Origin of the sequence: Sciscionella sediminilitoris (assembly GCF_000737195.2) — a bacterium.
GTDB classification, from domain to species: domain Bacteria; phylum Actinomycetota; class Actinomycetes; order Mycobacteriales; family Pseudonocardiaceae; genus Sciscionella; species Sciscionella sediminilitoris.
This window is the reverse complement of sequence record NZ_JALM01000020.1, coordinates 63,517-89,779: the sequence shown is the minus strand read 5'-3', so window position 1 is coordinate 89,779 and position 26,263 is coordinate 63,517. Positions and strand designations below refer to the sequence as shown.

The window sequence follows — 26,263 nt, the reverse complement described above, 5'->3', positions numbered from 1 at the left end:
TTCTCGTGACCTTCACACGCATCCCGCCGCTCCCAGGACAAACCAGTCGTTCGGGCGACCCGTACGCGGCAGGGAAGGAGTCTCGATGAGGAGCACTCACCGGCGGCACGGAATCGGTGCCCGTGTCCCGCGCCGAGAGGACGCCCGGCACCTGTCCGGAAACGGTTCGTTCCTTGCGGATCTGCGCCTGCCGGGCCTGCGCGAGGTGGCCTTCCTGCGCAGCGAGGTGCCGCACGGCCGGTTGTCGGCGGTGGCGCCGCCCGCCGATGCAGAACCGGGGAGCGTGTGGACCGCGACCGAGCTCGCACCGCTGGCGCAGCCGTTGACCGCGACCTCCACCCTGGACGGGTTCCGCGAGGCGCCGTTGCCGAATCTGGCCAGGGACAAGGTGCGTTACGTTGGGGAACCGATCGCGCTGGCGATCGCACCGTCCCGGGCCGAGGCGGAGGATCTCGCGGCCGGGATCGCCGTGGATATCGAACCGTTGACCGCGGTCGTCGAGTTCTCCGACGCGCTGGCGGCGCGGACTCTGGTGCACGAGGACTGGCCGGACAACGTCTTCGCCACCACCGGCGGTGCCGTCGGCGATGTGGACGCGGCGGCGCGCGCGGCCGCGGTGTCGATCACCCGCGAGTACACGATGCACCGGCAGGCCGTGGTTCCCCTGGAACCGCGCGGCGTCGCGGCCTACTACGACCGCTCGGCCGATCAGCTCACCGTGTGGTCCTCGACCCAGACCCCGCACATGATCCGGGACATGATCGCGCTGCAGCTCGGTATCGAGGGGCGCCGGGTCCGGGTGATCGCCCCGGACATGGGCGGTGGCTTCGGCGCCAAGTGCTCGGTCTATCCGGAGGAGATCACGCTGGCCGCGATCGCGCTGCGGTGCGCGTATCCGATCCGGTGGATCGAGGACCGCTGGGAGGGCATGGTCGCCTCCACTCAGGCGCGCGATCACCACTACCGGATCACCGCGCATGCCGCGGCCGACGGCGAACTGCTCGGGGTGGACGCGGAGATCCTGGTGAACAGCGGCGCCTACTCGGTCCATCCGTGGACCGCGACGATGGACGCCACGATGTCCTCGGCGATGATCCCAGGCCCTTATCACCTGGACAACTACCGATTCCGGACCCGGAGCCTGGCCAGTAACAAGACCCCGTCCGGTCCCTATCGCGGCGTGGCGCGCCCCGGTGCGTGCTTCGCGATCGAGCGGACCATCGACGATCTCGCGCACGAACTCGGGATCGAGCCGAAGGACATGCGGCTGCGCAATATGGTGGCGCCCGCGCAGATGCCGTATCGCTCGGTCGCCGGAAAGGTCTACGACAGCGGGGATTACGCCGAGGCGGTCCGCAGGGTCGCGACGCTGATCGGTCACGAGCAGTGGCGGGAACGCCAGCGGGCGATTCCACGTTCCGCCCGGCACCGGATCGGTATCGGCTACGGCTCGTTCACCGAACAGACCGCGCACGGCTGTATCGAATGGGCATCCCGGGGCCTGGCGATCACGATCGGCACGGAAAGTGCCCGCCTGGCAATGGATTCGACCGGGACGTTCACCCTCGCCGTCGGGATCAAGAGTCACGGGCAGAGTTCGGAGACCACCCTGGCGCAGGTGGTCAGCGAGGTCTTCGACGTGGACGTCGAGCGGATCACCGTGATGCACGGGGACACCGACCGGACCCCGCGCGGCGACGGCACCTTCGCCTCGCGATCGATGGTGATGGCCGGCGGTGCGACCTTCGGCGCGGCCCGTGAGCTGGCCGGCAAGGTCCTCGAGATCGGTGCGGTGCTGCTCGGCGAACCGGCCGGGGAACTGGAACTGCGGGACGGTGCGGTGCACGGCAGAACGGGTTCGATCGAGTTTTCCCGGCTGGCCAAGGAATTCCTGTTCACCCCGGATCACGTGCCCGGTGTCGCACCCGGACTCGAGGTCACCCATTACTACCGGCCCGAGGTGCAGACCGGGGCGTTCACCTACGCCACCCACGCCGTGGTCGTGGATGTCGATCTGGACACCGGGGATGTGCGGTTGCTCGACTACGGGATCGTGGAGGACTGCGGCACCGTGGTGAACCCGCAGGTGGTGGACGGGCAGATCATCGGCGGCATCGCCCAGGGCATCGGCACCGCGCTGCTGGAGGAACTGGAATACGACCCGGAAGGGCAACCGAAATCCACGAGTTTCCTGGACTATCTGCTTCCCGGCGCCTGCGAGGTACCGGAGATCAGGATCGGCCACCTGGAAACTCCCTCGCCGAACACGGTGTTCGGCATGAAGGGCGCGGGTGAGGGTGGCGCGATCGCCCCGCCCGCCGCGATCGGCAACGCCATCACCGATGCGCTGCGGGAGACCGGGGCATCGATCAGCGAGACGCCGATGACCCCGCGGCGCGTGTGGGCGTGCATGCAGGCCGCCGCCGAGCCGCGCACGGCGGGTGTCGCGGGATGAAACCGGCCGAATTCGCCTACCACCGACCGGATTCCGTCGAGGAGGCGGTGGGGCTGCTCGGGGAACTGGACGAGGCGAAGGTGCTCGGTGGCGGGCAGAGCCTGTTGCCGATCCTGAACATGCGGCTCGCCGCACCCGCGCATCTGATCGACATCACCGGAATCCGTGCCCTGCGCCGGTTCGATGAGGAGGAAAGCGGCGTCCGCTACGGGGCGGTCACCACGCACATGATGATCGAGGACGGACTCGTTCCCGATCCTGCTCGCGGACTGCTTTCCCATGCGGCGGCCGGGATCGGCTACCGCGCGGTGCGCAATCGCGGCACGATCGCCGGAAGCCTCGCGCATTCCGATTCCAGCGCGGAGTGGCCCGCCGTCCTCTCCGCGCTCGGCGCCGCGGTCCAGGTCCGCTCGAACCGCGGAAACCGGCGCATTCCGGTGCGGGAACTGCTGCTCGGGTTCTTCACCACCGCGCTGGCCGAGGACGAGCTGATCACCGCCGTCGAGGTTCCCCGGCTGCGCGCCGACACCCGGTGGGGCATGATCAAGCTGGCCCGCAAACCGGGCGAGTTCGCCGAATCACTGGCCATCACCCTCGTCCGTCCCGGGGAAACCGAGATCTGGCTCGGTGCCGCCCGGGATGTTCCCGTCCGGCTGCCCGAGACCGAGGCCGTCCTCGCGGGCGGGCCGATCGCGCTGGACCGGCTCGCCGAGGCGGTCGGGACCGACACCGGCAGCGAGGGATACGAGCGGCAACGGCACGCGGTGGCCGTGCGGCGCGCGCTCGAGACGGCGCTGGGCGAGACGGTACGAGGAGACGGAGCCGATGTCTGAGATCACCGTGGAGCTCACGGTCAACGGGCGGGTCCGCACCGCAACGGTGCCCGCGCGCACGACCCTCGCCGACCTGTTGCGGGACACCTTCGGCCTCACCGGAACCCATCTCGGCTGCGAACAAGGTGTCTGCGGGGCCTGCACCGTGCTCCTCGACGAACTGCCGGTGCGGTCCTGTCTCACCCTGGCGGCATCCTGTCCGGGCAGCGAGGTGGTGACCATCGAAGGCCTGGACGATCCCGATGCCGAACGGATCCGCGCGGCGTTTTCCCGGGAAGGCGCGCTGCAATGCGGATTCTGTACCCCCGGCATGGTCCTTTCCTGCTACGACCTCGCCCGTCGCAGGCAGGTGCTCACCCGGGAGGAGGCCTGCGTGGCGCTGTCCGGGAACATCTGCCGCTGCACCGGGTACAACGGCATCATCCGCGCGGTCCGGTCCGCCATCGCCGAAGGCATCGAATCCGAGTAAGGAGCAGTTCGTGGAATTCACCGACGAATTCACCGTACCGACCGGTGCCGGGCAGGCGTGGTCGGTGCTGACCGATGTGCCCCGGATCGCGCCGTGCCTTCCCGGGGCCACCGTCGAACCACACGACGAGAACTCCTATGCGGGAACCGTCGCGGTCAAGGTCGGCCCGATCCGGGTCTCCTACTCGGGAATCGCGACGTTCGCCGAACGCGACCGGGACGCCCTTCGCCTGGTACTGGAGGCTCAGGGCAAGGAACAGAGCGGAAAGGGCTCCGCCTCGGCCACCGTCACCGTGCGGCTCGCCGAGGAATCCGCGGACCGGACTCGGGTACACGTGCACACCGAGCTGCGGATCACCGGCAAGCTCGCCCAGTTCGGCCGCAGCGCCATGGCCGATGTCAGCTCCCGCCTCATCGCCCAGTTCGCCGCCAACCTGGAAAATCTGCTCGGCCCGGCTCCGGCCGGAGAACCCCAGGCGGGCGCGACGGTTCCGGCCACCCCGCCGACCATGCCCCGGGCCGGGGACCGTGAACTCGACGCGCTCACCATGGTCGCGCCGCTGCTCAAACGTGCCCTGCCGGGGATCGGCGCCTTCGCCTCCGGAGTGCTGCTGACCTGGCTGACCGGGCGGCTTCGCCGGACGAGGGACCGGCGGATCCTCGGCCTGCTCGCCCGGGCGGAATCCGGTCCCGGGCAGTACTGGCCGTCCGGGAGTTCGCCGCTGCGCTGAGCGGCCAGAGTGCCGCCGCGCCGCGGGCGGGGCATCCTTGCGACGTGACGAACAACGCCGAGGAACCCAATGTGATGCTCTCGGCACCGCGCGTGGTGGAGCTGCTCGACGCGGTGGCCGCGGAATCCGAGGACGAGGCCGTGCGCGCGTTCGAGCGGCTGGCGGCCGAACTGCCGGGCGAACCGGTGCTGGTGGATCGGCTGCGCGCGCTGCGTTCGCTGCTGGCCCGGCTGCGCCGCCGGGGCCACGAGCTCTCCGCGCTGTTCTCCAGTGCGCGGGAACTGGCCGAGCTGCGGGACACCGATGCCCTGTTGCACCGCCTGGTGGAGCGGGCGCATGCCCTGATGGGCACGGACGTGACCTACCTTTCGGAGTTCCACGAGGATTCCGATGAACTGCGGGTGCGCACCACCCTGGGGACGGTGGCGTCCTCGTTCCGGGAGCTGCGGGTGCCGCCGGGAATGGGTGTCGCGAGCCAGGTGGTGCGCACCCGGTGTCCACAGTGGACCTCGGTGTACCACGCGAACCATTCGGTCCCGCACGATCAGGGAATCGACGCGGCGGTGGCGGACGAGGGGCTGGTGGCGCTGCTCGGGGTGCCGCTGGTGGCCGGTGACCGGGTGCTCGGGGTGCTGTTCGCGGCGAACCGCAGTGCGCACGAGTTCACTCCGGACGAGGTGGCCCTGCTGAGCGCGTTCGCCGATCACGCGGCGGTGGTGCTGCAGACGACGAGCCTCCTCGAGCAGGCGCGGGTCGCGGCGCAGGAGGTGGAACGGGCCAACTCCGTGCTGGTCAGCAATGTGACGGCGATGGAACGGGCGAGTGCGGTGCACGAGGACCTCACCGCCGTCGTGCTGACCGGCGGCAGTGCGAGCGGGGTCGCGGAAACACTGGGCAAGGCTTTGGGGCGGCCCGTGGTGATCCTCGACCGCGAGCTGGCTCCCGTCGCGCAGGAACCGGCGGGAAGCGAAGTGCGGTACGCGGACGTGCACGGGGCGTTGTGGCCGGGTGTGCGGGATGCGATCGAAGTGAGCCGGTTGTCCGCGCGGTGCGTGTTCGTCGATGGACGGCAACCGGGGCCCGAGGTCGCGGTCGCCGTCGTGGCCGGGCGGACCTTCCTCGGGGCGGTGCTCGTCGGATACGGGGAACTGGAGCTTCGCGAGGTGGAGCGGCGCACGATCGAACGAGCCGCGCAGATCGCCTCCCTCGTGGCGGTCCAGCAGGAGGCGGTGGCGGCCGCGGAGGACCGGGTGCGCGGTGAGCTGCTCGCCGATGTGCTGCGCGCCGATCAGCATCGCTGGGCCGAGCTGCTGTTGCGGGCGCGGGCCCGGGATGTGCGGCTGGACGAGCTACGGTCGGTGGTCGTGCTGGATGTGCCCGCGGACGGCAGGGGAGCGGCCACCGAGGCGCTGCGCAGGTCGGCGCCCGGCGGGCTGGCCGGTGAGCGCGATGGCCTGCTGGCGCTGCTCGCCCCGGGCAGTGATCCGGTCGCGGTGGCGCGCGCGGCCGGTAAGGCCGTCCGCGCGGTCCAGCGGGGCCCGGTGCTGGCGGTCGCCGGTCCGCTCGCCGGTTCGGCGGAGGAACTGGGGCGGTCCTTCGAAACGGCCCGCCGGTGCGTGCGGGTGGTGCGCACGCTGAACACCGCCGATGGAGTCGTGGATGCGCGGGCCTACGAACCGTATCTGGCGATGTTCGGGGCCGGTGGCGCGGACCTGTCCGGGTTCATCGAGGCGACCATCGGACCGGTGCTCGGCTGGGACACCGAACGGGGCACGGACCTGTTCACCACCCTGGGCGCGTTCGTCGACGCGCAGGCGAGTCCCAGTCGGACGGCGCGGGTGCTGCATCTGCACATCAACACGGTCAACCAGCGTCTCGAACGGATCGGTTCATTGCTCGGTGCGGCGTGGCGGGAACCCGAGTCGCTGTTCCGGATTTCCGTCGCGGTTCGCCTGCATACCCTGGCCGGGGCGACGGATTACACGTAGCCGGCCGCACGAGTATGTGTGATTTGCCCGTGTTGCCCCGTCCGATGTCCGCTTATGGTTGCTGCCAATCAAAGGCAGCGGAGGTAGCGGGTGACGACACAGAGCAGGATTCCCGGGTTTCGCGATGTTTCCCCGGCCGGGCGGCGCGCCGCACTCGCCGAGCACGCGCAGCTCGCCCCGGACTCGCTGGACGCGCTCGCCACGGGTGGGCTGAGCCTCGACCAGGCCGATCACATGATCGAGAACGTGGTCGGCACGTTCGCCATGCCGGTCGGGGTGGCCACGAACTTCACCGTCAACGGTGCCGATGTGCTGGTGCCCATGGTCACCGAGGAACCCTCGGTGGTCGCCGCGGCCAGCAACGCCGCGCGGATCGCCCGTGAACGGGGCGGTTTCCACACCAGCAGCACGTCCCCGATCATGCAGGCCCAGGTCCAGGTGCTGGATGTCGCGGATCCGGAAGGTGCCAGGGCGCGGCTGCACGAGGCCGCGGCGGAACTGATCGGCCTGGCCGACGAACAGGACCCGCGGCTGGTCTCCCTCGGCGGTGGGGTGCGCGAGCTGCGGGTGCGCACGGTGCCCGGGCGCGGCGGCAGTTATGTGCTGGTGCATCTGGTCGTCGATGTGCGCGATGCGATGGGCGCGAACGCCGTGAACACGATGGCCGAGGCGGTGGCCGGCCGGATCGGGGAGATCGCCGGTGGCCGGGTGCTGCTGCGCATCCTCACCAACAAGGCCGATCTGCGCCTGGCCCGCGCCAGGGCGGTGTTCGCCGCCGAGGCGCTCGGCGGAGCGGAGGTGGTGGACGACATCGTGCACGCCGGTGCGCTCGCCGAGGCCGATCCCTACCGCGCGGCCACGCACAACAAGGGGATCATGAACGGGATCACCGCCGTCGTGCTGGCCACCGGCAACGACACCCGTGCGGTGGAGGCGGGCGCGCACTCGCACGCGATCGGCGCGGACGGGCGATACAGCGCCCTTTCGCACTTCGAGATCGACCGCGACGGCGATCTGGTCGGCACCCTCGAACTCCCGATGCCGGTGGGCCTGGTCGGCGGGGCCACCACGGTGCACCCGGCGGCGCGCGCGGCGGTGGGGCTGCTCGGGGTGACCACCGCGGCCGGGCTCGCCGAGATCGTCACCGCCGTCGGTCTCGCGCAGAACTTCGCCGCGCTGCGCGCCCTGGCCACCGAAGGCATCCAGCGCGGGCACATGTCACTGCACGCGCGCAACATCGCGGTGTCCGCGGGAGCCACGGCCGAGGAGATCCCTGTCGTGGTGCACCGCCTGATCGCCGACCGGGCCGTTCGAACCGAACGGGCCGAACAGGTACTCGCCGAACTCCGCTCGGCCGGGCACTGATCCGCCGTACCGAAGACGTCAAAGGAGACGCAGCAACCATGACCCTGCACGTGGGAATCGATGTGGGCGGCACGTTCACCGACGCCGTCGCCATTCACGATGGCCGTGCCGTGCGCGGCAAGGCCTTCTCGACACCGGATGTCACCAGCGGCATCCTCGACGCGCTCGCCGTCCTCGAGGACCGGCTCGGCGATGGCGGAGACGAGTTCTACCCGCGCATCGACCGATTCGTGCTCGGGAACACGATCGTCACCAATGCCGTGGACGAGCAGAAGTACGCGGGCGTGGGCCTGCTGACCACACAGGGTTTCCGGGACACCTTGCGCATCGCCCGGTCCGCGCGGGACGAGGAACGCGATCCGCATCGCATGGCACCGCCACCGGAGATCATCGACCGCAACCGCATCGTCGAAGTCGCCGAACGCATCGATTCCCGTGGCGAGGTCCTGGTACCGCTGAGCGCCGAAGCCCTGGAACAGGCCGTGCGGCGGGTGCTCGAGGCGGGCGCCGAATCGCTCGCGGTCTGTCTGCTGTGGTCGTTCCGCAATCCCCAGCACGAGCAGGAGATCGGCAAGTACCTCGAAACCCACCACCCCGGCCTGCCGTACACGCTCTCCAGCGCGCTGACCCCGGTGTACCGGGAGTACGAGCGGATGGTGACGACCACGCTCGACGCGGCGGTCAAGCCGATCGTGGCGCGGCACTTCGATCAGCTCGCCGCCGAACTCGCCGGGCGCGGGCTGCGCACCAGGGTGCAGATCATGCAGGTGCACGGCGGTTTTCTGTCGGTGGAGGAAACCAGCAAGGCACCCATCGCGATGTTCAACTCCGGTCCGGTCGGCGGGGTGACCGGGGCCCGGCTGCTCGGCAAGCAGCTGGGGCGCTCGCGCGTGCTCACCGCGGACATGGGCGGGACGAGCCTGGACGCGGCCGCGATCATCGACGACGAGTTCCGGGTGCTGCCCCGCGCCGAGATCGGCGGCCTGCCCACCAGTCTCACCGCCGTCGACATCGAGACGATCGGCGCCGGCGGGGGCAGCCTGGCCTGGATCGACGGGCGCGGGGTGATGCGCGTCGGGCCGCACAGTGCCGGTTCGGTTCCCGGGCCCGCCTGTTACGGCAAGGGCGGGGAGCGTCCCGCCGTCACCGATGCCGCGCTGGTGCTCGGTCTGCTCAATCCCGACTACTACCTCGGGGGCACCGTCACCCTCTCCGAAGCCGAGGCCCGCCAAGCGGTGCACCGCCATCTCGCCGAGCCGCTGGGCACCGGCACCGACGCGGCCGCGCACGGGGTCTACCGGCTCGCCGTCTCGCAGATGGCCAACGCGGTCCGCAAGATCACGGTCAACCGGGGACACGATCCCCGCGAGTTCACCCTGATCGGATTCGGCGGAGCCTGCGGCCTGTTCGCGGCGGCGATCGCGGCCGAGATCGGGGTGGCCGAGGTCGTGATCCCGCGCAACGCCGCGGTGTTCTCCGCCTACGGGCTGATGCACGCCGATTCGGTGTTCTCCGCGGTGCAGACCACCCCGTGGACGTTCGCGGAACCGGCGGCGGAACTGGAAAAGGAGTTCGCCGCCCTCGAGGCCCGCGCACAGGAGTGGTTCGAAACCGAAGGGGTGCCCGACGGACGGCGCGAACTCTACCGCGAGGCGGACATGAAGTTCCTCGGCCAGATCTTCGAGGTCACCACGCGCCTGCCGAGCAAGAGTTTCGGCGATGCGGACAAGGACCTGTTGCGCCGCCGGTTCATCGAGGATTACGAGGCCGAGTTCGGCGCGGGTACCGCGTGGACCGAGGCCGAGATCCTGCTGGTCAACTCGCGGGTCAAGGCGATCGGGCGCACCGAGGCGCAGCAGATCACCGACAACGGTGGCGCGGACGAACGGCACGGTGCCGAACGGCGGGACTGCGTCGATCCTGTGAGTGGGCAGCGGCGCGCGATCGAGGTGCATCGCGGGTTCGGAGCACTGGGGAAGGCACAGGGGCCCTGTTTGCTCGAGGAGCCGGACACCACCGTCTACGTGCCCGCGGGGGCGGTCGTGGAAGTGGTCGACGGCGGGCACTTCCGCATCACGTTGAACGCCGCCTGACCCCCGACTCCCAAGGAGATCCCCATGACCACGAACTCCTCCTACGTCCCCGCCGGATACGACCCGGTCACCCTCGAAGTGCTCCGGATGCGCCTGGATTCCATCGTCGAGGAGATGGGCAGCGCGATGATCCGGTCCTCGGGGTCGCCGGTGATCACCGAATCCGGCGACTTCAACACCGCGCTGTTCGACCCCGAAGGCAAGATCTACTCCTATTCGGACTTCGTGCAGTTCCACATCGGATCCGGCAGCGTCGCGGTGCAGAACCTGGTCGCCGAGATCGCGGGCGAGCCGCTGTATCCCGGAGATGCCTTCATCTGCAACGATCCGCACACCGCCGGTTCGGCGCATCCACCGGACACCAACGTGATCTCGCCGATCTTCTACGGCGAGGAACTCATCGGCTGGGCCCAGTCACAGGCCCACCTCGTCGACGTCGGCGGGATGACCCCTGGCGGGTTCGCCCCGGGCGCCTACGACTGCTACAGCGAGGCGCTGCGTCTCCCGCCGGGGGTGAAGGTGTTCGAGCGCGGCAAGCCCGTCGAATGGGTCCGCCGCGTGCTGCTGAACAACGTGCGTGTCCCCACGCTGTTCTGGAACGACGTGCGCAGCCTGGTGGCCAGCAACAACACCGGGATCCGCCGGTTGTGCGGCACGGTCGGGGAATTCGGGCTCGAGCAGTTCCGCGATCACACCCGGGTCAACTTCGAGATCGCCGAGAGGGTGGTGCGGGAACGGATCGCGCTGCTGGCCGACGGCGTCTATACCGCCGACGAGTGGACCGAGCACAACGGCCACGTCAACGAGCTCTACCGGGTGCACTGCACGATGACGAAATCCGGTGACCAGGTCACGATGGACTTCACCGGGTCCAGCCCGCAGACCGACGGGTTCATCAACCTCAGTTACGGCACCCTGATCGGCAGCGTGGCCAGTGCGCTCGTCCCGATCCTCGCCTGGGATGTGCCGTTCAACGAGGGGGTCATGACGGCATGCACCGTCCTCGCCGAACGCGGTTCCCTGGTCAATCCCGAACCTCCGGCCCCGATCAGCAACGGCCACCTCACCACCGGGGCCCGGGTCAGCCGGCTGGTCACCAAGCTGCTCAACGAGGCGGCGCGCACCAGTGGCAGCGAACTGATCCGCGCGCGAACCCAAGGCGTGTGGGCGGATTCCTGGACCGGCGGCATCTCCGCGGGAACCCGGGACGACGGTGAGTACTTCGTACTGTTCAACATGGACGGTGGCGGAATGGGCACCGGGGCGCAGCCGGTGGCCGATGGGCTCGACTGCGGCGGAATGATGACCCAGGTCAACAATGCGCTGCCGGATGTCGAGATGAACGAGATGCTGTATCCGGTGCTGTATCTGTGGAAGCGGCTCAACGCCGCGAGCGTCGGGCATGGCGCGCACCGCGGCGGCCACGGTCACGAGTTCGCCTGGACCCTGCATGGAGCCAGCGAGGTCACCCAGACCGTTTTCGCCCCCAACGCGCAGGTGGTCGCGGACGGGTTCGGTGGCGGATACTCCGGAGGCGGCAGCGGACACGCGGTCTGGCGGGCGAGCAATGTCGACCGGCTGATCGAAGAGGGGATCGTGCCGAGCGAGGACGCACTGCACAGCGCGGACCGGGAACTACTTGAGATCAACCAGCAGGGGATCACGATCGGCGCAGGGGATGTGTTCGTCCAGTGGGTCGCCGGGGGCGGTGGTTACGGTGATCCGCTGTTGCGCGAACCCGCCCTGGTCGCCAGGGATGTCGCCGACGGATACGTGACCGAGTCCGCCGCGGCCGGGGTGTACGGCGTCGAACTGGCCGACGGCGCCGTGGATGGCGCGGCGACCGAACGGCGGCGGGCCGCACTGCGCGCCGAACGGCTCGGCGGGCAGCCCGCGCGACCGGTCGGGGCCGAGGCCAGGGCGGACAGCTCGGCGCCGCGCAGGGACACGCAGGGGTGGTACTGCCCGGCGAGCGGAGCGCGACTGAGTACCGGGGAGGACTGGCGGGCCGATGTGCTCACCCGCACCAGCGTCGCCGCGCAGCGCCTCGGCGAGCTCGGGGTCCGGGTGCGTGCGCGGGAAAGCGAACCCGCGGTCCTGCTCGAGGAACTGATCAGCCCGAGCTGCGGAACCCTGCTCGAAACCCGGATCCGGGTAGCCGAAGGGGAAACGCGATGAGCCCGGCCGCGAGCGAAGGCACCAGGGGACCACTGGCCGGGGTCGTCGTCCTGGACATCACCCGCGTCGTCGCCGGTCCGTTCTGCTCGATGATGCTGGCCGATCTCGGTGCGACCGTCATCAAGATAGAACGTCCCACAGAGCCGGACTACGCGCGGGATTTCCCGCCGTTCCTGGAATCCGCGGACGGTGACCGGTTCAGCGCGTTCTTCGCCCAGTACAACCGCAACAAGCTCGGGCTCACCCTCGATCTCGGCGCACCACGCGGCAAGGAGCTCCTGCGCACCCTCGTGGAACGGGCCGACGTGCTCGTGGAGAACTTCCGGCCGGGAACCATGGACAAACTCGGCCTCGGCCATGCCGAACTGCGCGAGGTCAACCCGCGGCTGGTGTACACCGCGATCTCCGGGTTCGGGCAGACCGGTCCGTACCGGCGCCGCCCCGCGTTCGACAACACCGCGCAGGCCGCGGGCGGGCTCTGGTCGATGAACGGGAATCCGGGCGAGGCGCCGATGCGGGTGGGCACCATCATCGGCGATCTCGCGGCGACCATGTACGCCGTGATCGGCACCCTGGCAGCACTCCGGCACGCCGAACGCACCGGAGAGGGCCAGCTCGTCGACGTCGCCCAGCAGGATTCGGTGCTGTCGCTCACCGAGAGCGCCGTCGTGTCCTACACCGTGGACGGCACGGTCGCCGAACCCCTCGGCAACGCGCATCCGTTCGTCCGGCCCTACGAGCTGTACCCGTGCAAGGACGGGTACGTGTTCTTCGGCGGTTATACGGACAAGTTCTGGCGGCTCACCGCGGCCATGTTCGGCGAGCCCGAGGTCACCGAGGATCCCGAGATCGACACGATGGCCAAACGATTCGATCCGGAGATCTACGAGCGCCGGGTCCGGCCACTGCTGCACCGGTGGATGGCCGGGCGAACCCGGGCCGAACTGGAAGAGCTCGCCGGAGAGCAGGTTCCGCTCACCGCGATCAAGGATATCGGGGATGTGGTCAACGATCCGCACATCCAGGCACGGGACATGATCGTGGACGTGGAATACCCGGGGTTCGGCACTCTCGAGATGTTCGGCCAGCCGGTCCATCTCGGTGCCACACCGGCGAATCCGCGCGGGCTCGCGCCCACGGTCGGCGAGCACACCGATCTGCTGTTGCGCAGTATGGCGGGCCTGGGCGAGGACGAGATCACGGAGCTGCGCGGATCGGGGGTGGTGTGAATGAGCATCAGCCTCGAACGCGAGGGAGCCGTCGGGATCATCCGCTTCGACCGTCCGGACAAGCTCAACGCGCTGACCCTGGCGATGTACGAGGAACTGGCCGCGGCCTTCGCGGAGGTGCGCGAGGATCCGGCCATCGCGGCGGCGGTGCTGACCGGGCGCGGCGATCGCGCGTTCTGCGTCGGCGCGGATCTCGGCGAGTCCATCCCGGCCCTTGCCGAGGGGCGGTTCGACATCTCGCACTGGGACGGGGCGCATCAGAAGCACACCGAGCTGTACAAGCCGGTCATCGGTGCGGTGAACGGGCTGTGCCTGGGCGGCGGTTTCGAGATCCTGCTCTCCTGCGATCTGCGGATCGCTTGTGAGCACGCCGAATTCCAGCTCCCCGAACCCGCCGTCGGAGTGGTTCCGGCCGGCGGAACCCTGGTGCGGCTCACCCGCCAGATTCCGTACGCCTGGGCGATGCGACTGCTGCTGCTCGCCGAACGCATCGGCGCTCGCGAGGCACTCGGCTACGGCCTGCTGAACGAGGTGGTCCCCGCGGAGGAGCTGCTGCCGACCGCTCTCGCCTGGGCCGAACGTCTTGCCGGGCTGAGCGCAACCGCGCTGGCCACCATCAAGGAATCGGTGCTGCGGCTGGCGAATCTGCCACCGGAGGAGGCGTTCCACAGCGAAGCGCTTTACGGACAGCGCGCGTTCACCTCCGCGGACGCCGTCGAAGGGCTCGCGGCGTTCCGGGAGAAACGGTCGCCGGTGTTCCCTTCGCGCGGGCAGCAGCGATGATGACCGGACTGCCGATGGCGGTGCCCGAACCGGGGTTACCGGAGAGCGTGGCCGTCTACGAGGTCGGCCCGCGGGATGGACTGCAGGCCGAGCAGGCCACGTTGGGCGCCGGCACCAAGATCGAACTCGTCCGGCGCCTTGTCGCCGCCGGGCTGCGGCAGGTCGAGGCGACGAGCTTCGTGTCCCCGCGCTGGGTGCCGCAGCTCGGCGACGCAGCTGAAGTCCTCGCCGGGATCGAGCTCGGTGGCTCCGCACGCCATCCCGTTCTGGTGCCCAATGAACGTGGAATGCGCCGTGCGGTGGCGGCAGGGGCGCGGGAGATCGCGGTGTTCGCCAGTGCCACCGAAACCTTCGCGCGGCGCAATCTCGGGCGTGGCGTGGACGAGGTGCTGACGGCGCTGGCGCCCGTGGTCGCCGAGGCCCGGCAGCGGGACATGCCGGTGCGCGGCTACATCTCCATGTGCTTCGGCGATCCATGGGAGGGACCGGTCTCGCCCGATCGCGTCGTGGCCGTGGCGCGGTGGCTGCACGAACAGGGCTGCGCACGCCTGAGCCTCGGCGACACGATCGGTGCCGCGACCCCGGGACACGTCAAGGCGGTGGTCGAGGCGCTACGTGCGGCGGGTATCGCCACCTCGGAGCTCGCCCTGCACTGCCATGACACCTACGGTCAGGCGCTGGCCAATGTGCACGCCGGACTGCAGGCCGGGGTGCGGGAATTCGACAGCTCGGTCGGCGGGGTCGGTGGTTGCCCGTTCGCGAAGAGCGCGACCGGCAATCTCGCCACCGAAGACCTGGTGTGGATGCTGCGCGGGCTCGGCTACGACACCGGAATCGACCTCGATGCCCTGGTACGCACCGGCGAATGGCTGGCCGGGCACCTCGGCCGGCCGAATCCGTCCCGGGCCGCCCGCGCGTTGAGCCGGTCGCGGTAGCGATCTCCGCGTTTGCCTGACCTCGGCTCGGCAGCGATATGCCGGAACCGGTCTGTGCGCGGTGCCGTATCCTGTGGGCATCGGAGTAAAAACGCGCTCGCGGGGGTCTCGGCGGGAGCGCGCACACGCGGTATCGGATGATCCGCCACTTCTTCCCGAGAAGGAGTAGGTGTCCCAGATGAAAGCAGCACGGTTCAGCCGGTTCGGTGGCCCCGAGGTACTGGAGATCGTCGAGCTGCCGGATCCGCATCCTGGCCCCGGAGAGGTCCGTATCAGGGTGCGCGCCGCGGGGGTCAACGCCAGCGACTGGAAGAAGCGGCAAGGTCTGATGGACGAGGGGTTACCGCAGACCCTCGGTCATGAGGCGGCGGGCATCGTCGACGAGCTCGGCGCGGGCGTCTCCGATGCCGCGCTCGGTGACCGGGTCTTCGGTGCTTCCCCATATGGTGCGGCGCAGGCGGAATTCGCCGTGCTTTCGTTGTGGGCGCCGATTCCGGGCGGGATGGACGAGGCAGAAGCGGCGGTTGTCCCCGCTGCGGCGGAGACCGCGGCCCGTGCCCTGGACCAGCTCGGCGTCACCCAGGGCAGCACGGTGCTGATCAACGGTGCGTCCGGTGGTGTGGGCAGTGCCGCCGTGCAGTTCGCCGCGCACCGCGGTGCCCGGGTGATCGGCACCGGGAACCCGTTGAGTCACGATGCCCTGCGCGGTCTCGGTGCCGAGCCGGTCGCCTACGGCGCGGGGATGACCGAGCGGGTGCGGGCGATCGCCCCGTCCGGTGTCGATCGTGCGCTGGACGTCGCGGGTAAGGGACTTGCCGAACTCATCGATCTCGCGGGCGGCCCCGAGCGCGTGCTCACCGTGGCCGATTTCCTTGGCGCGCAACGTCATGGCGTGCGATTCAGCCGCGGTGACACCGGCCGCGCCGATTATGCGCTGGCACAGGCAGCCGGGATGGCGGCGAACGGGGAGTTCGCCATCGCCGTCGGCGCTGCCTTTCCGCTCGACGAGATACGCGAAGCCCACCGGATCGGCGAATCCGGCGCGGTGCGCGGAAAGCTCGTGCTGCTCGTCGATTGATCCATGGCCATGATGCATCGTCCGGCACCGCGTCGTGCACGGTGCCGGACGATGTGACGATGCCGCTCTCGAGCCCGGACGCTATTCGTTCGGGGTCTCCGGACGGGACTGGGCGGGTTCCTCCTTCGAGTGGCCGCCGTTGTTCTGTCCTCGGGTGGCGAGATTGTGGATGAGCTGCTGTGCGTCGTCGCGGCCGCCGAGGCCGAACGCCAGGCCGCCGGCGAGGGCGACGCCGCCGAGCACGATCAGGAAGGTCGGCCCGGTCAGTTGCTGGGCGATCCGCAACTGCACGAGGGCCACGAACACGGCGTAGACGAGGATGATGGTGTTGGTGGCCTTCGCGAGCACCTCGGATCCGGTGAATCCGCGAACGATGCCGGCGAGGAAACGACCGAGCAGCGCCGCGAGGAATACGATCACCAGCGCCGCGAAGATGTTCGGTACATAGGCGATCATGCCGTTGAGGAAACCGCTGATCTGCGGTACGCCGAGCGCGCTCGCGAACATGGTCAGCGCGATGATGAACACGAACCAGAACACCACTTTGCCGAGCACGACCGATGCGGTGAGCCCGGTCCCGGCACGTTCGAGGAACTGCTGTACATTCGCGCGCTGCATGGCCTCGTTGAAGTGCGCCTTCTCCAGCACCTTCGTCACGACCCAGGCGATCGCCTTGGCGACGAAGAAACCGATGAGCAGGATGACCAGGGCGCCGATCAGCTGTGGAATATACTGCATCAGTGTGCTGAAAGCGTTCTGGAATGGTTGAGTAAAACTGAAACCGTCAGACACGGCTGTCATCACTGACCTCCTGTGGAATGAACGCCAGATATTCAGCAATTGTGGACATCAATGGCAGGGCATGCGATTACCTGGCGCCTTTTGGGTGTGCCAGCCTTCGGACGAGATCGTACATCGGAACAACTCGGGCAGCAGTGCGGAAATGTCACCCTTTCGGGGGTTCGCGCCGGTGCGGGCCGATCGGATGGAAAGTTTACCTATGAATTCGAGGCACCGGAGTCTTTCGGCGCCTTCTTTTCCCGCCCGGTCAGTCGAACTGCCAGGAGCGTTTGGCAAGGCCGTACCAGTATCCCTCGATCACCGAGCGCGGCGCCGGTCCGTTCAGGCTCGCGCCGAGTGAGACGAACAACGGGGCGAAGTGTTCGGTACGCGGGTGCGCGATATCCGCTGCCGGGGCCTTGTGCTGGAAATCCAGCAGTGCGTCCACATCGGCGTTCTCGAGGGCGCGGGTGCCCCAGTCGTCGAATTCGGCCGACCAGTTCGGCGGCTCGTGATCGGCGCGGCGGTGCATGTCCAGGCCGTGCAGGTTGTGCGTGAAAAAGCCGCTGCCGATGATCAGCACACCCTCCGCGCGCAACGGGGCGAGCCTGCGACCCAGTTCGAGTAGTCGCGCGGGATCCAGTGTGGGCATGGAGAGCTGCAGAACCGGGATGTCCGCGTGCGGGTACATCTCGACCAGTGGCACATAGGCACCGTGATCCAGTCCTCGCTCGGGTTCCTCGTGCATCTCGGGCAGCAGGGTGCGCAGCCGCGCGGCGAGCTCCGGTGCGCCGGGTGCGGGATAGCGCACCGAGTAGTACCGCTGCGCGAATCCCCAGAAGTCGTAGACCAGCGGCCTCGTCTCGGTGGCCCCGATGGTCAGCGGCGCCTCCTCCCAGTGCGCGGAGACGATCAGCACCGCCTTCGGCCGGGGCAGCCCCGCCGACCAGGCGGCGAGCTCACGCGTCCAGGTGGCGTCGTCGGCCAGCGGCGGCGCGCCGTGGCTCAGGTACAGCACGGGCAGGCGGTCCGGCTGGGCGCTCATCGCGACTCCCTACAACATTGAACGTTCAACTATTATAGGTGACGCGGGGCGCGGAGGAAATATTCCGCACCGCGCCCGGTCTTCGCGGCGGCGGGCGGTTCGGCGTAGTTTGCCGTCATGGCACTGAATTCTGGATCGCGCGCGGAAATCGAACACCAGGTGACCGAACAGGACACGGCCGCGGCACTGGGCAGCGGAACGGTCGCCGTGCTCGCCACCCCGCGGGTGCTCGCCTGGCTCGAGGAGGCGACGGTGCGGGCGGTCGCGGAGGAGCTGGAACCGGGGATGACCACCGTGGGGATCCGGGTCGAACTGGAGCATCTGGCCGCGACCCCGGTGGGCGAGACGGTGCGCGCCGAGGCGAAGCTGCACGAGGTGGACGGGCGCACGCTCCGGTTCGAGGTCTCCCTGCGGGACGGGGAGGCGCTCGCCGCGCGTGGCCGGGTGGAGCGGGCGATCGTGCACGCCGAGCGATTCCTGGCCAAAGCCCAGCGGGGCTGATCCGCGACTGCGCCCCGCGCAGAAATCTTGATCACCGGACGTGTCCAGAAAATCGGACTAATCTGCCCAAACGGCGCGCCGTTCGCGGCGTGCCAGGCCTGCCTGCCGGATCGGTCGCCGGTTGTTGATCACCACGGGTGATCGAAGCGCTCACTGTGCTCTGTGATCAACCGTGGACTCTGCGCCACGCATACGGTATACAGTATGGCGCAACCCGGTTGAGGAGCTGATCGCATGGCAGAAACCGAGCCGAGAAACGGCACTGAGCAGTCGATTTCCGGCGGACATCTCGTCGCGCGGGCCTTGAAGGCCGAAGGTGTGGACACGATCTTCACCCTCTGCGGCGGACACATCATCGATATCTACGACGGCTGCGTGGACAACGGCATCGAGGTCATCGACGTGCGCCACGAACAGGTCGCCGCGCACGCGGCGGACGCCTATGCGCGGCTGACCGGGAAACCGGGCTGCGCCGTGGTGACCGCGGGCCCGGGCACCACCGACGCGGTGACCGGGGTGGCGAACGCCCTGCGCGCGGAGAGCCCGCTGCTGCTGATCGGCGGGCAAGGGGCGCAGACACAGCACAAAATGGGTTCGCTGCAGGACCTGCCGCACGTGGACATGCTCACTCCGATCACGAAGTTCGCCTCGACGGTGCCCGCGACCGAGCGGATAGCCGATCTGGTCTCGATGGCGTTCCGGGAGGCCTACAACGGTGCGCCGGGGCCCGCCTATCTGGAGATTCCCCGGGATGTGCTGGACGCGAAGGTCCCCGTCGAGCAGGCGCGGCTCCCGGAAGCGGGCAAATACCGCGCCTCGACCCGGAGCGCGGGTGATCCCGCCGCGGTGGAACAACTCGCCGCCCTGCTCGCCGGAGCACAGCGGCCGGCGATCCTGTTCGGCAGTCAGGTGTGGACGACCCGCGCCACCGAATCCGCCCGCAGGCTGGTGCGGGAACTGAACATTCCCGCGTACATGAACGGCGCCGGGCGCGGCACCCTGCCACCGGGGGACCCGCACCATTTCCAGTTGTCCAGGCGGCACGCGTTCAACAACGCGGATGTCATCGTCATCATCGGCACCCCGTTCGATTTCCGGATGGGCTACGGGCGCCGCATACCGCCGAACGCGACCGTGGTGCAGATCGACCTGGACTACCGCACCGTCGGCAAGAACCGGGATGTGGACCTGGGGATCGTCGGCGATGCCGCGCTGGTGCTCGATAGCGTGCTGGAACACGTGCACAGCAAGGAAAACGGCGCGCGAGAGCGGAAAACCTGGCTGGACGAGCTGCGCGAGGCCGAGGAGACCGCGAAGCAGAAACGGCTTCCGCAGCTGCGTTCCGCGGAATCCCCGATCCACCCCTACCGGCTGGTGCACGAGATCAACGAGTTCCTGACCGAGGACTCGATCTACATCGGCGACGGGGGAGACATCGTGACCTTCTCCGGGCAGGTGGTGCAGCCGAAATCGCCGGGGCACTGGATGGATCCGGGCCCGCTCGGCACCCTCGGTGTGGGAATTCCCTTCGTGCTCGCCGCGAAACACACCTTCCCCGAGAAGGAAGTGGTCGCCCTGTTCGGCGATGGCGCGTTCAGCCTGACCGGCTGGGATTTCGAGACCCTTGTGCGCTACGAACTTCCGTTCATCGGCATCGTCGGGAACAATTCCTCGATGAACCAGATCCGGTACGGGCAGGAACGCAAGTACGGCCCGGAACGCGCGCGGATCGGGAACACGCTCGGCGATGTCCGGTACGACGAATTCGCCAGGATGCTCGGCGGTCACGGCGAGGAAGTGACCGATCCGGAGCAGATCCGCCCCGCGCTCGACCGGGCGCGCGCCTCCGGGAAGCCCGCGCTGATCAATGTGTGGCTCGATCCGGACGCCTATGCGCCGGGAACCATGAACCAGACGATGTACAAGTGACGTTCGGAGGTGTCCACCATGGGAAAGGCCTTGTCCGGGGTGCGTGTCCTCGACATGACCCATGTGCAGTCCGGGCCGTCCTCGACCCAGTTGCTGGCCTGGCTCGGCGCGGAGGTGATCAAGCTGGAGATGCCCGGCCGCGGTGACATCACCCGCGGCCAGCTCCGGGATGTGCCCGATGCCGACAGCCTGTATTTCACCATGCTGAACTCGAACAAGCGCAGCGTGACGGTGAACATGAAAAGCGCGGAGGGCAAGGAGGTGTTCGCCGAGCTCGTCGCGGGATGCGATGTGCTCGTGGAGAATTTCGGCCCCGGGGTCGTCGACCGGTTCGGTTTCGGCTGGGACCGGCTGCACGAACTCAATCCGCGGCTGATCTACGCGTCCATCAAGGGATTCGGCACCGGCCGGTACGCGGACTTCAAAGCCTATGAGGTGATCGCCCAGGCGATGGGCGGCGCCATGAGCACCACCGGGTTCGAGGACGGTCCGCCGACCGCGACCGGGGCGCAGATCGGGGATTCGGGAACCGGGATCCACCTGGTGGCCGCGATTCTCGCCGCGCTCTATCAGCGGACGAATACCGGACTCGGGCAACGGGTGCAGGTCGCGATGCAGGACGCGGTGCTGAACCTGTGCCGGGTCAAGCTCCGCGATCAGCAACGGCTCGCGCACGGGCCGCTGAACGAGTACCCCAACGAGGAGTTCGGGGACGCGGTGCCCCGTTCCGGGAACGCCTCGGGTGGCGGGCAGCCGGGCTGGGCGCTGCGGTGCGCACCGGGCGGGCCGAACGACTACATCTACGTGATCGTGCAACCGGCGGGCTGGGCCCCGATCACCGAACTGATCGGGCGCCCGGAACTCGCCGATGACCCGGACTGGAGCACCCCTGCGGCACGGTTGCCGAAGTTGGACAGGATGTTCGCGCTCATCGAGGAATGGACGCTGCGGCACACCAAATGGGAGGTCATGGAAGCGCTGAACGCGCACGATGTGCCCTGTGGCCCGATCCTGTCCACCAAGGAGCTCATCGAGGATCAGACACTGGCCGAACTCGGCTCCGTGGTGGAGATCGACCATCCGGAGCGGGGAAGCTTCCGCACCGTCGGCTGCCCCCTGCACCTCTCGGATTCCCCGGTGAGCGTTGAACGCTCGCCCCTTCTCGGAGAACACACCGACTCCGTGCTCGCCGAATTCGGTTTCGACGAGGAGAAGATCGAAAAACTGCGCCTCAACGGCGCCATCTGAACAGTTCCCGTCCCGAACTGACCACCCCATCTACCTAATTGAAAGAGGGTATCATGCTGGGCAGTTCACCTGCGTACCGTGAAATAACCGACCAGAACGGACGTGTTTACCGGGTCGGCGAGACGCCATTCGACATCATGGGTCGTTCGCGCACCTGGATGGTGTGGTTGCCGTGGATAGCCATGGTTGCGGTGAGCGTATTCGAATACGCATGGGGTTCGGTGACCGCATCCGGGTTCTTCGCCAAGAACTACGGCTGGTCGCCTGCCGAACAGGACTGGATGTTCAGCCTGTGGAGCGTTTTTCAGGCCGCGGTCGCGTTCCCGGTCGGCAGATTGCGGGAGAAGAACATTCTCTCCGCACGGTTCGCCATGGTGATCGGTGCGGTGTTCAGTGGGCTCGGATTCTTCGGTATCGCGAACAGCGGCAGCCTCGCGATCGGATTCCTCACCTATTCGGTACTCGGCGGAATCGGTTCCGGAATGGTGTATGCGACCTGTATCAACATGGTCGGAAAATGGTTCCCGGAAAAGCGCGGTGCGCGCACCGGATTCGTGAACGGCGGATTCGCCTACGGTTCGGTTCCACTGATCTACATTTTCGCGTTCGCCTTCCATCCGGACAACTACTCGACGGTGCTCAACATCGTGGGCGCCTACATGCTTGTCGTCGTGCTGTGCTGTGGACTGCTGTTCGTGGACCCGCCGAAGAACTGGTGGCCGAAGAACGTGGATCCGATCGCCTGGGCGGGTTCGCGCAAGCGCTCCGGGCACCGCAACCCGCCCGCGGCGCGCCAGTACACGCCCATGGAGGCGATCCGCACCGGCATGCTGCCGCTGATGTGGGTGTCGATGGTGATCATCGGCGGTGTCTCGCTGTTCGGTATCGGCAACCAGAGCGATTTCGCGAAGGCGAGCGGATTCGGGCCGTTCATCGCGGCCTCCTCGGCGGGGGTGCTGGCCATCGTCAACGGGGTAGGTCGGTTCTTCGTCGGCTGGGTATCGGACTATCTCGGCCGCCGCCGCACCCTGACCATGGTCCTGGTGATCACCGGGATCGCGCAGTTCGGTGTGCTGATCGCGGGCAGCATGCACAGCCTCACCCTGTTCATGATCGCCGCCTTCGTCAGCGGATTCGGCAGCGGCGCCTTTTATCCGCTCTATGCGATGCTGGTCCCGGACTACTTCGGGGAGAACTACAACGCCACCAACTACGGTCTGGTGTACACCGCGAAACTCGTCGGCGGGGTCGGCGCCGGCGGGCTCGCCGCGGGAGTGATCAGCACCTGGGGCTTCACCGGAGCCTATGTGCTCGCCGGCTGCATCGCGCTGCTCGCCGCGGTGATCACGCTGTTCCTGCGCCAGCCGGGAACCGGTTCCCGGCGCCGGAGCCAGCGCCGGGACACGGAACTGCAGCACGCCGGAGGGTGAGCATGGCCGCCCCCGGCCGGGATTCAGTGCGCCGTGTCCGGTCCGGTGCGGATCGCCTCGGCGGTGCGGGTGATGTGCGCGTGCATCAGTTCCCGCGCGCGGTCGGGCTTCCCGCCGGTGATCGCCTCGATCAGCTCGGCGTGCTCGGCCCAGGCGTCCTTGCTGCGCTGCCGGGCCACGGAGGTGTAGAGCCACTGCACCCGCCGGTTGACGATGCCGATGAGCTCCTGCAGGACGGCGTTCCCGGACAGTTCGGTGATGAAGGCGTGCAGTTCCGCGTTCGCCTTGACCATGGCCCCGCGGTCGTCCGCGGCGACCGCGGCCTCACCGGCGCGCTGCAGTTCCCACAGCCGTGCGGTATCGGCCTCCGAAGGCGGCGCTGCGGCGAGCTCGGCGGCGTGCGTCTCCAGCAGCACGCGCACGCTGAGCAGCTGCACCGTCTCCTGCTCGGTGGGGGTGTGCACGAACGCGCCCTGGGCCGGTTCCAGGTCGATCCAGCCCTCGGTCTGCAGGCGCTGCAACGCCTCGCGCACCGGCTGCCTGCTGACCCCGAGCTCGGCCGCGAGCTCACCCTCGGCGAGATGCTGACCGGGCCGCAGGGTCCGGTCGATGATCATCTCGAGGATCGCGTCGTGCACGACCTCACGCAGCGGGGCCGGACGGGCCACCCGGTTGCCGTTCGCCTTGCGGGCACGGGATCGCTTGCCCGCCGAGAAGGCCCGCGATTCAGCTGCACCCGGGTTCGTCACGTCGCACCTACCAGTTCTCGGTTCGCCAGGTTCTCCGTCTGCAGTCTTCAGTATGCAAAATACCGCGGCGCCGGGTACACAAGGTCGGCCGAAGAAGCGGCGAACATCCCCCAGCGGGGTCGGCCGTGCACCCAAGGCGATCAGTCGATCACGGGAGGACGATGATGTTCGATCCGGTGTGCCTGCGCAGTTTTGTCACGGTGGCGCGGATGCTGAGCTTCACCGAGAGCGCGGCCCGGCTCGGTCTGCGGCAGTCCACGGTCAGTCAGCATGTGCGCAGGCTCGAATCGATGCTCGGCAGGCAGTTGTTCGTGCGGGACACCCATCGAACCGCGCTGACCCCGGACGGCGAAGCGCTGCTCGGGCACGCGAGCGCGATCCTGGAGGCCAACCAGGCCGCGGTCGACCACTTCGACCGGCCGCGTCCGCAGGGGCGAGTCCGGTTCGGCGCCTCCGAGGACTTCGTGGTGACCCGGCTGCCCGAGGTGGTCGACGACTTCCGGCGGCGGCACCCTTCGGTGGAGCTCGAGCTGACCGTCGGGCTCAGCGAGCACCTGCTGCAGTGGCTCGCCGAGGGGGAGCTGGATCTCGTATTCGGCAAGCGCGGCGGGCCGGACCGCTATCAGCAGCGGGTCTGGCAGGACTCGCTGGTGTGGGCCGGGCACCGGACGAGCCAGCTGCCCGCCTGCGCACCGGTTCCGCTCGTGCTCTATCCGAGCCCGAGCGTCAACCGGGAGCGTGCGCTGGAGACCCTGCGCTCGCACGGGATTCCGTACCGGATCAGCTGCACCAGCGAGGGACTGCACGGCGTGTTCGCCGCGGTGCGGGCCGGGCTGGGGATCACCGCGCACGCGCGCAGCCTGCTCCCCGACGACCTCGTGGAGCTGCCCCCGGACGAGCGGCTGCCCGATCTGGGATCCGTGGAGTTCGTCCTCGCCAGCGCCGAGCACGCCCGCAAGTCCCCGGCCGCCGACCTGCGCAGGGCGATCATGGCCGAGATCAGTGCCCTGCGCCGCTGTGCCTGAGACCGGGAGGTCACGAGCTCGGCGTCTCCGGAGAGCATGAGCAGGTGGAGCACGTCTTCGAGCCGGCGGTGCGCGCACTCCCGGAGCTGATCGATCATCTCCTGCCGGTCCGCGGCGGAGGCCTCTGCGAACCGGCGGTTCCATGCGGGGTTCCCGGTGAAAGCCGCGGAGGTCCGGTTGATGGTGAAGGTGGGTTCGGCGGTCATGGCGTTCACCGGGCCTTCGCGGCGAGTGGTGCACCGGCGGCACGGCCGCGCAGTCTGCGGATCAGCATCGGCACCAGCAGGCAGACCAGGAACAGGCGCAGGCTCTGCACGGTCGAGATCAGGGCCGTGCCGGTGTGGGTGGAATCCGCCGTCGCCAGCACCGCGTTGATCCCGCCGGGCGTGGTGGCGAGATAGGCCCGCAGGAACGGCATCCCGGTGAACGCGGTGAGTGCGAACGCGAGCCCCGCGCAGGCGAGGCACACCAGGACGATGGCGCCGAACAGGTACGGCAGCAGGCGCCCCGCGTGCCGCAGTGCGGGCCAGGTGAAGCGCAGTCCGACTTCCAGGCCGACCACGACGAAGACCACATCGCGCAACGGACCGGCCGGGGCGAAGCCGCTGACCGCGTGGCTCGCGGTCGCCGCCGCGGCGATGAGCATCGAGCCGAGCAACACCGGTGCGGGCAGCGAAAGGCGGTTGCCCAGCCGGGAACCGAGAACGCACACCGCGGCCAGCGCGGCGAGCCCGGCCAGCTGATCGGTGCCGTCCACCAGATGGCCGAGCGCCGGGAACTCTCGTGGGCGGCCTCGCCCTGTGCGGTCTGCGTGGCCGAGGACGCGGTGAGGGCGATCAGCGGCGCGGTCAGTGCGACCAGCCCGACCCGCAGGTACTGCACCAGCGCCACGAGCCGGGAGTCGGCGCCGACCTCCTCGGCACAGGCGACCACGGCGGCCGAGCCACCCGGGGTCATACCGAGCGCCGAATCGGGAAGGGTGACCCGGGTGAACCGGGCGAGCACCAGTGCGGCCGCGAAACAGAGCGCCACGGTCGCCACGGTCACCAGAACCAGCGGCACGGCACTCGCGGCGATCGAGCCGAGCGTGTCGAGGTCGAGGTAGCTCCCCATCAGCGCGCCGATCAGGGCATGACTCGGCCGGGCCAGCTGCCGGGGCACATCGCGGCGCACGAGCCCGGAGACCGCCAGGACCGCGCCGAGCACCAGGGCGATCATCAGCTGCGGGGCCGGGACCGAGATCTCCTCGGCGTACTCGGCCAGCACATAGCAGGCGAGGACACCGAGGCACCAATAGGCCGGAGTCCGCCATGATCTGAGCCGACGCCAGACGACATCGAGTGGACCGGCGGCCGGTACTGCGGTCATGTTCGCTCCTCGCGTGTCCTGCGCTGGGGTTCGCGGAGAAACGCTAGGAGTG

General features: G+C 68.8%; 21 protein-coding genes and 1 pseudogene. 17 read left to right on the top strand and 5 right to left on the bottom strand.

Features of this window, described 5'->3' with window-relative positions; all coding sequences use genetic code 11:
* The first annotated feature begins 85 nt into the window (after positions 1–85).
* From AD72_RS10370 to AD72_RS10315, 12 genes are all read left to right on the top strand, one after another.
* Positions 86–2,455, top strand: a complete 2,370-nt coding sequence (locus tag AD72_RS10370) for a xanthine dehydrogenase family protein molybdopterin-binding subunit (protein ID WP_031466241.1) — start codon at positions 86–88, stop codon at positions 2,453–2,455.
* Positions 2,452–3,288 (top strand): FAD binding domain-containing protein, encoded by an 837-nt coding sequence (locus AD72_RS10365; RefSeq protein ID WP_031466240.1) that lies wholly within the window; start codon positions 2,452–2,454, stop codon positions 3,286–3,288. The genes AD72_RS10370 and AD72_RS10365 overlap by 4 nt, the downstream gene beginning before the upstream one ends.
* Positions 3,281–3,757 (top strand): (2Fe-2S)-binding protein, encoded by a 477-nt coding sequence (locus AD72_RS10360; protein WP_031466239.1) that lies wholly within the window; start codon positions 3,281–3,283, stop codon positions 3,755–3,757. Before AD72_RS10365 ends, AD72_RS10360 begins: the two co-directional genes overlap by 8 nt.
* Before the next feature lie 10 nt (positions 3,758–3,767).
* The gene (locus tag AD72_RS10355) at positions 3,768–4,487 is read left to right on the top strand and encodes an SRPBCC family protein (protein WP_037345322.1); all 720 of its coding nucleotides are present in this window, start codon (positions 3,768–3,770) and stop codon (positions 4,485–4,487) included.
* A gap of 44 nt (positions 4,488–4,531) precedes the next feature.
* Positions 4,532–6,475, top strand: a complete 1,944-nt coding sequence (locus tag AD72_RS10350; protein ID WP_082468849.1) for a helix-turn-helix domain-containing protein — start codon at positions 4,532–4,534, stop codon at positions 6,473–6,475.
* 90 nt (positions 6,476–6,565) lie between these two features.
* Positions 6,566–7,840 carry a hydroxymethylglutaryl-CoA reductase, degradative gene (locus AD72_RS10345; protein ID WP_031466236.1) on the top strand — a complete coding sequence of 425 codons (1,275 nt, stop codon included), beginning with the start codon at positions 6,566–6,568 and terminating at the stop codon, positions 7,838–7,840.
* A 38-nt stretch (positions 7,841–7,878) separates the two neighbouring features.
* On the top strand, positions 7,879–9,933 hold the full coding sequence (locus tag AD72_RS10340) for a hydantoinase/oxoprolinase family protein (protein WP_031466235.1): 2,055 nt from the start codon (positions 7,879–7,881) through the stop codon (positions 9,931–9,933).
* Positions 9,934–9,957: 24 nt separating this feature from the next.
* Positions 9,958–12,111, top strand: coding sequence for a hydantoinase B/oxoprolinase family protein (locus tag AD72_RS10335; RefSeq protein ID WP_031466234.1), 2,154 nt, complete (start codon positions 9,958–9,960; stop codon positions 12,109–12,111).
* On the top strand, positions 12,108–13,340 hold the full coding sequence (locus AD72_RS10330) for a CaiB/BaiF CoA transferase family protein (RefSeq protein WP_031466233.1): 1,233 nt from the start codon (positions 12,108–12,110) through the stop codon (positions 13,338–13,340). The genes AD72_RS10335 and AD72_RS10330 overlap by 4 nt, the downstream gene beginning before the upstream one ends.
* Positions 13,341–14,123 carry an enoyl-CoA hydratase/isomerase family protein gene (locus AD72_RS10325; protein ID WP_031466232.1) on the top strand — a complete coding sequence of 261 codons (783 nt, stop codon included), beginning with the start codon at positions 13,341–13,343 and terminating at the stop codon, positions 14,121–14,123. It abuts the gene before it with no gap.
* On the top strand, positions 14,123–15,058 hold the full coding sequence (locus AD72_RS10320; RefSeq protein WP_031466231.1) for a hydroxymethylglutaryl-CoA lyase: 936 nt from the start codon (positions 14,123–14,125) through the stop codon (positions 15,056–15,058). Before AD72_RS10325 ends, AD72_RS10320 begins: the two co-directional genes overlap by 1 nt.
* Before the next feature lie 178 nt (positions 15,059–15,236).
* A complete protein-coding gene (locus AD72_RS10315; protein ID WP_031466230.1) occupies positions 15,237–16,136 on the top strand; it encodes an NADP-dependent oxidoreductase in 900 nt (299 codons plus the stop codon).
* A gap of 81 nt (positions 16,137–16,217) precedes the next feature.
* Here the strand turns inward: AD72_RS10315 and AD72_RS10310 are convergent, their stop codons facing one another.
* Together AD72_RS10310 and AD72_RS10305 are read right to left on the bottom strand one after the other, a co-directional pair.
* Positions 16,218–16,937, bottom strand: coding sequence for a mechanosensitive ion channel family protein (locus tag AD72_RS10310; protein WP_031466229.1), 720 nt, complete (start codon positions 16,935–16,937; stop codon positions 16,218–16,220).
* A 247-nt stretch (positions 16,938–17,184) separates the two neighbouring features.
* Positions 17,185–17,961, bottom strand: coding sequence for a dioxygenase family protein (locus AD72_RS10305; RefSeq protein ID WP_031466228.1), 777 nt, complete (start codon positions 17,959–17,961; stop codon positions 17,185–17,187).
* Positions 17,962–18,078: 117 nt separating this feature from the next.
* Between AD72_RS10305 and AD72_RS10300 the strand changes: the two genes are divergently transcribed.
* The 4 genes from AD72_RS10300 to AD72_RS10285 all read left to right on the top strand — a co-directional run bounded on the left by AD72_RS10300 (position 18,079) and on the right by AD72_RS10285 (position 23,069).
* The gene (locus tag AD72_RS10300; protein ID WP_031466227.1) at positions 18,079–18,462 is read left to right on the top strand and encodes a thioesterase family protein; all 384 of its coding nucleotides are present in this window, start codon (positions 18,079–18,081) and stop codon (positions 18,460–18,462) included.
* A gap of 234 nt (positions 18,463–18,696) precedes the next feature.
* Positions 18,697–20,391 (top strand): thiamine pyrophosphate-binding protein, encoded by a 1,695-nt coding sequence (locus tag AD72_RS10295; RefSeq protein ID WP_031466226.1) that lies wholly within the window; start codon positions 18,697–18,699, stop codon positions 20,389–20,391.
* An 18-nt stretch (positions 20,392–20,409) separates the two neighbouring features.
* Positions 20,410–21,639 (top strand): formyl-CoA transferase, encoded by a 1,230-nt coding sequence (gene frc, locus AD72_RS10290; protein ID WP_031466225.1) that lies wholly within the window; start codon positions 20,410–20,412, stop codon positions 21,637–21,639.
* 182 nt (positions 21,640–21,821) lie between these two features.
* Positions 21,822–23,069, top strand: a complete 1,248-nt coding sequence (locus AD72_RS10285; protein WP_231644780.1) for an OFA family MFS transporter — start codon at positions 21,822–21,824, stop codon at positions 23,067–23,069.
* Between the two features lie 23 nt (positions 23,070–23,092).
* Here AD72_RS10285 and AD72_RS10280 read toward each other — a convergent pair whose 3' ends face one another.
* Positions 23,093–23,818 (bottom strand): FCD domain-containing protein, encoded by a 726-nt coding sequence (locus AD72_RS10280; RefSeq protein ID WP_051898427.1) that lies wholly within the window; start codon positions 23,816–23,818, stop codon positions 23,093–23,095.
* Between the two features lie 164 nt (positions 23,819–23,982).
* Between AD72_RS10280 and AD72_RS10275 the strand changes: the two genes are divergently transcribed.
* Complete coding sequence (locus AD72_RS10275; protein WP_031466222.1) at positions 23,983–24,843, top strand: LysR family transcriptional regulator; 861 nt, start codon at positions 23,983–23,985, stop codon at positions 24,841–24,843.
* A gap of 211 nt (positions 24,844–25,054) precedes the next feature.
* On the opposite strand, the gene AD72_RS37925 is transcribed toward AD72_RS10275, so the two are convergent.
* Together AD72_RS37925 and AD72_RS38185 are read right to left on the bottom strand one after the other, a co-directional pair.
* Entirely contained in the window at positions 25,055–25,600 is a 546-nt protein-coding gene (locus AD72_RS37925) for an AbrB family transcriptional regulator (RefSeq protein ID WP_051898425.1), read from the bottom strand.
* A gap of 68 nt (positions 25,601–25,668) precedes the next feature.
* Positions 25,669–26,211 (bottom strand): annotated as a pseudogene (locus AD72_RS38185) (AbrB family transcriptional regulator); the annotation flags it as partial.
* Positions 26,212–26,263 lie beyond the last annotated feature (52 nt).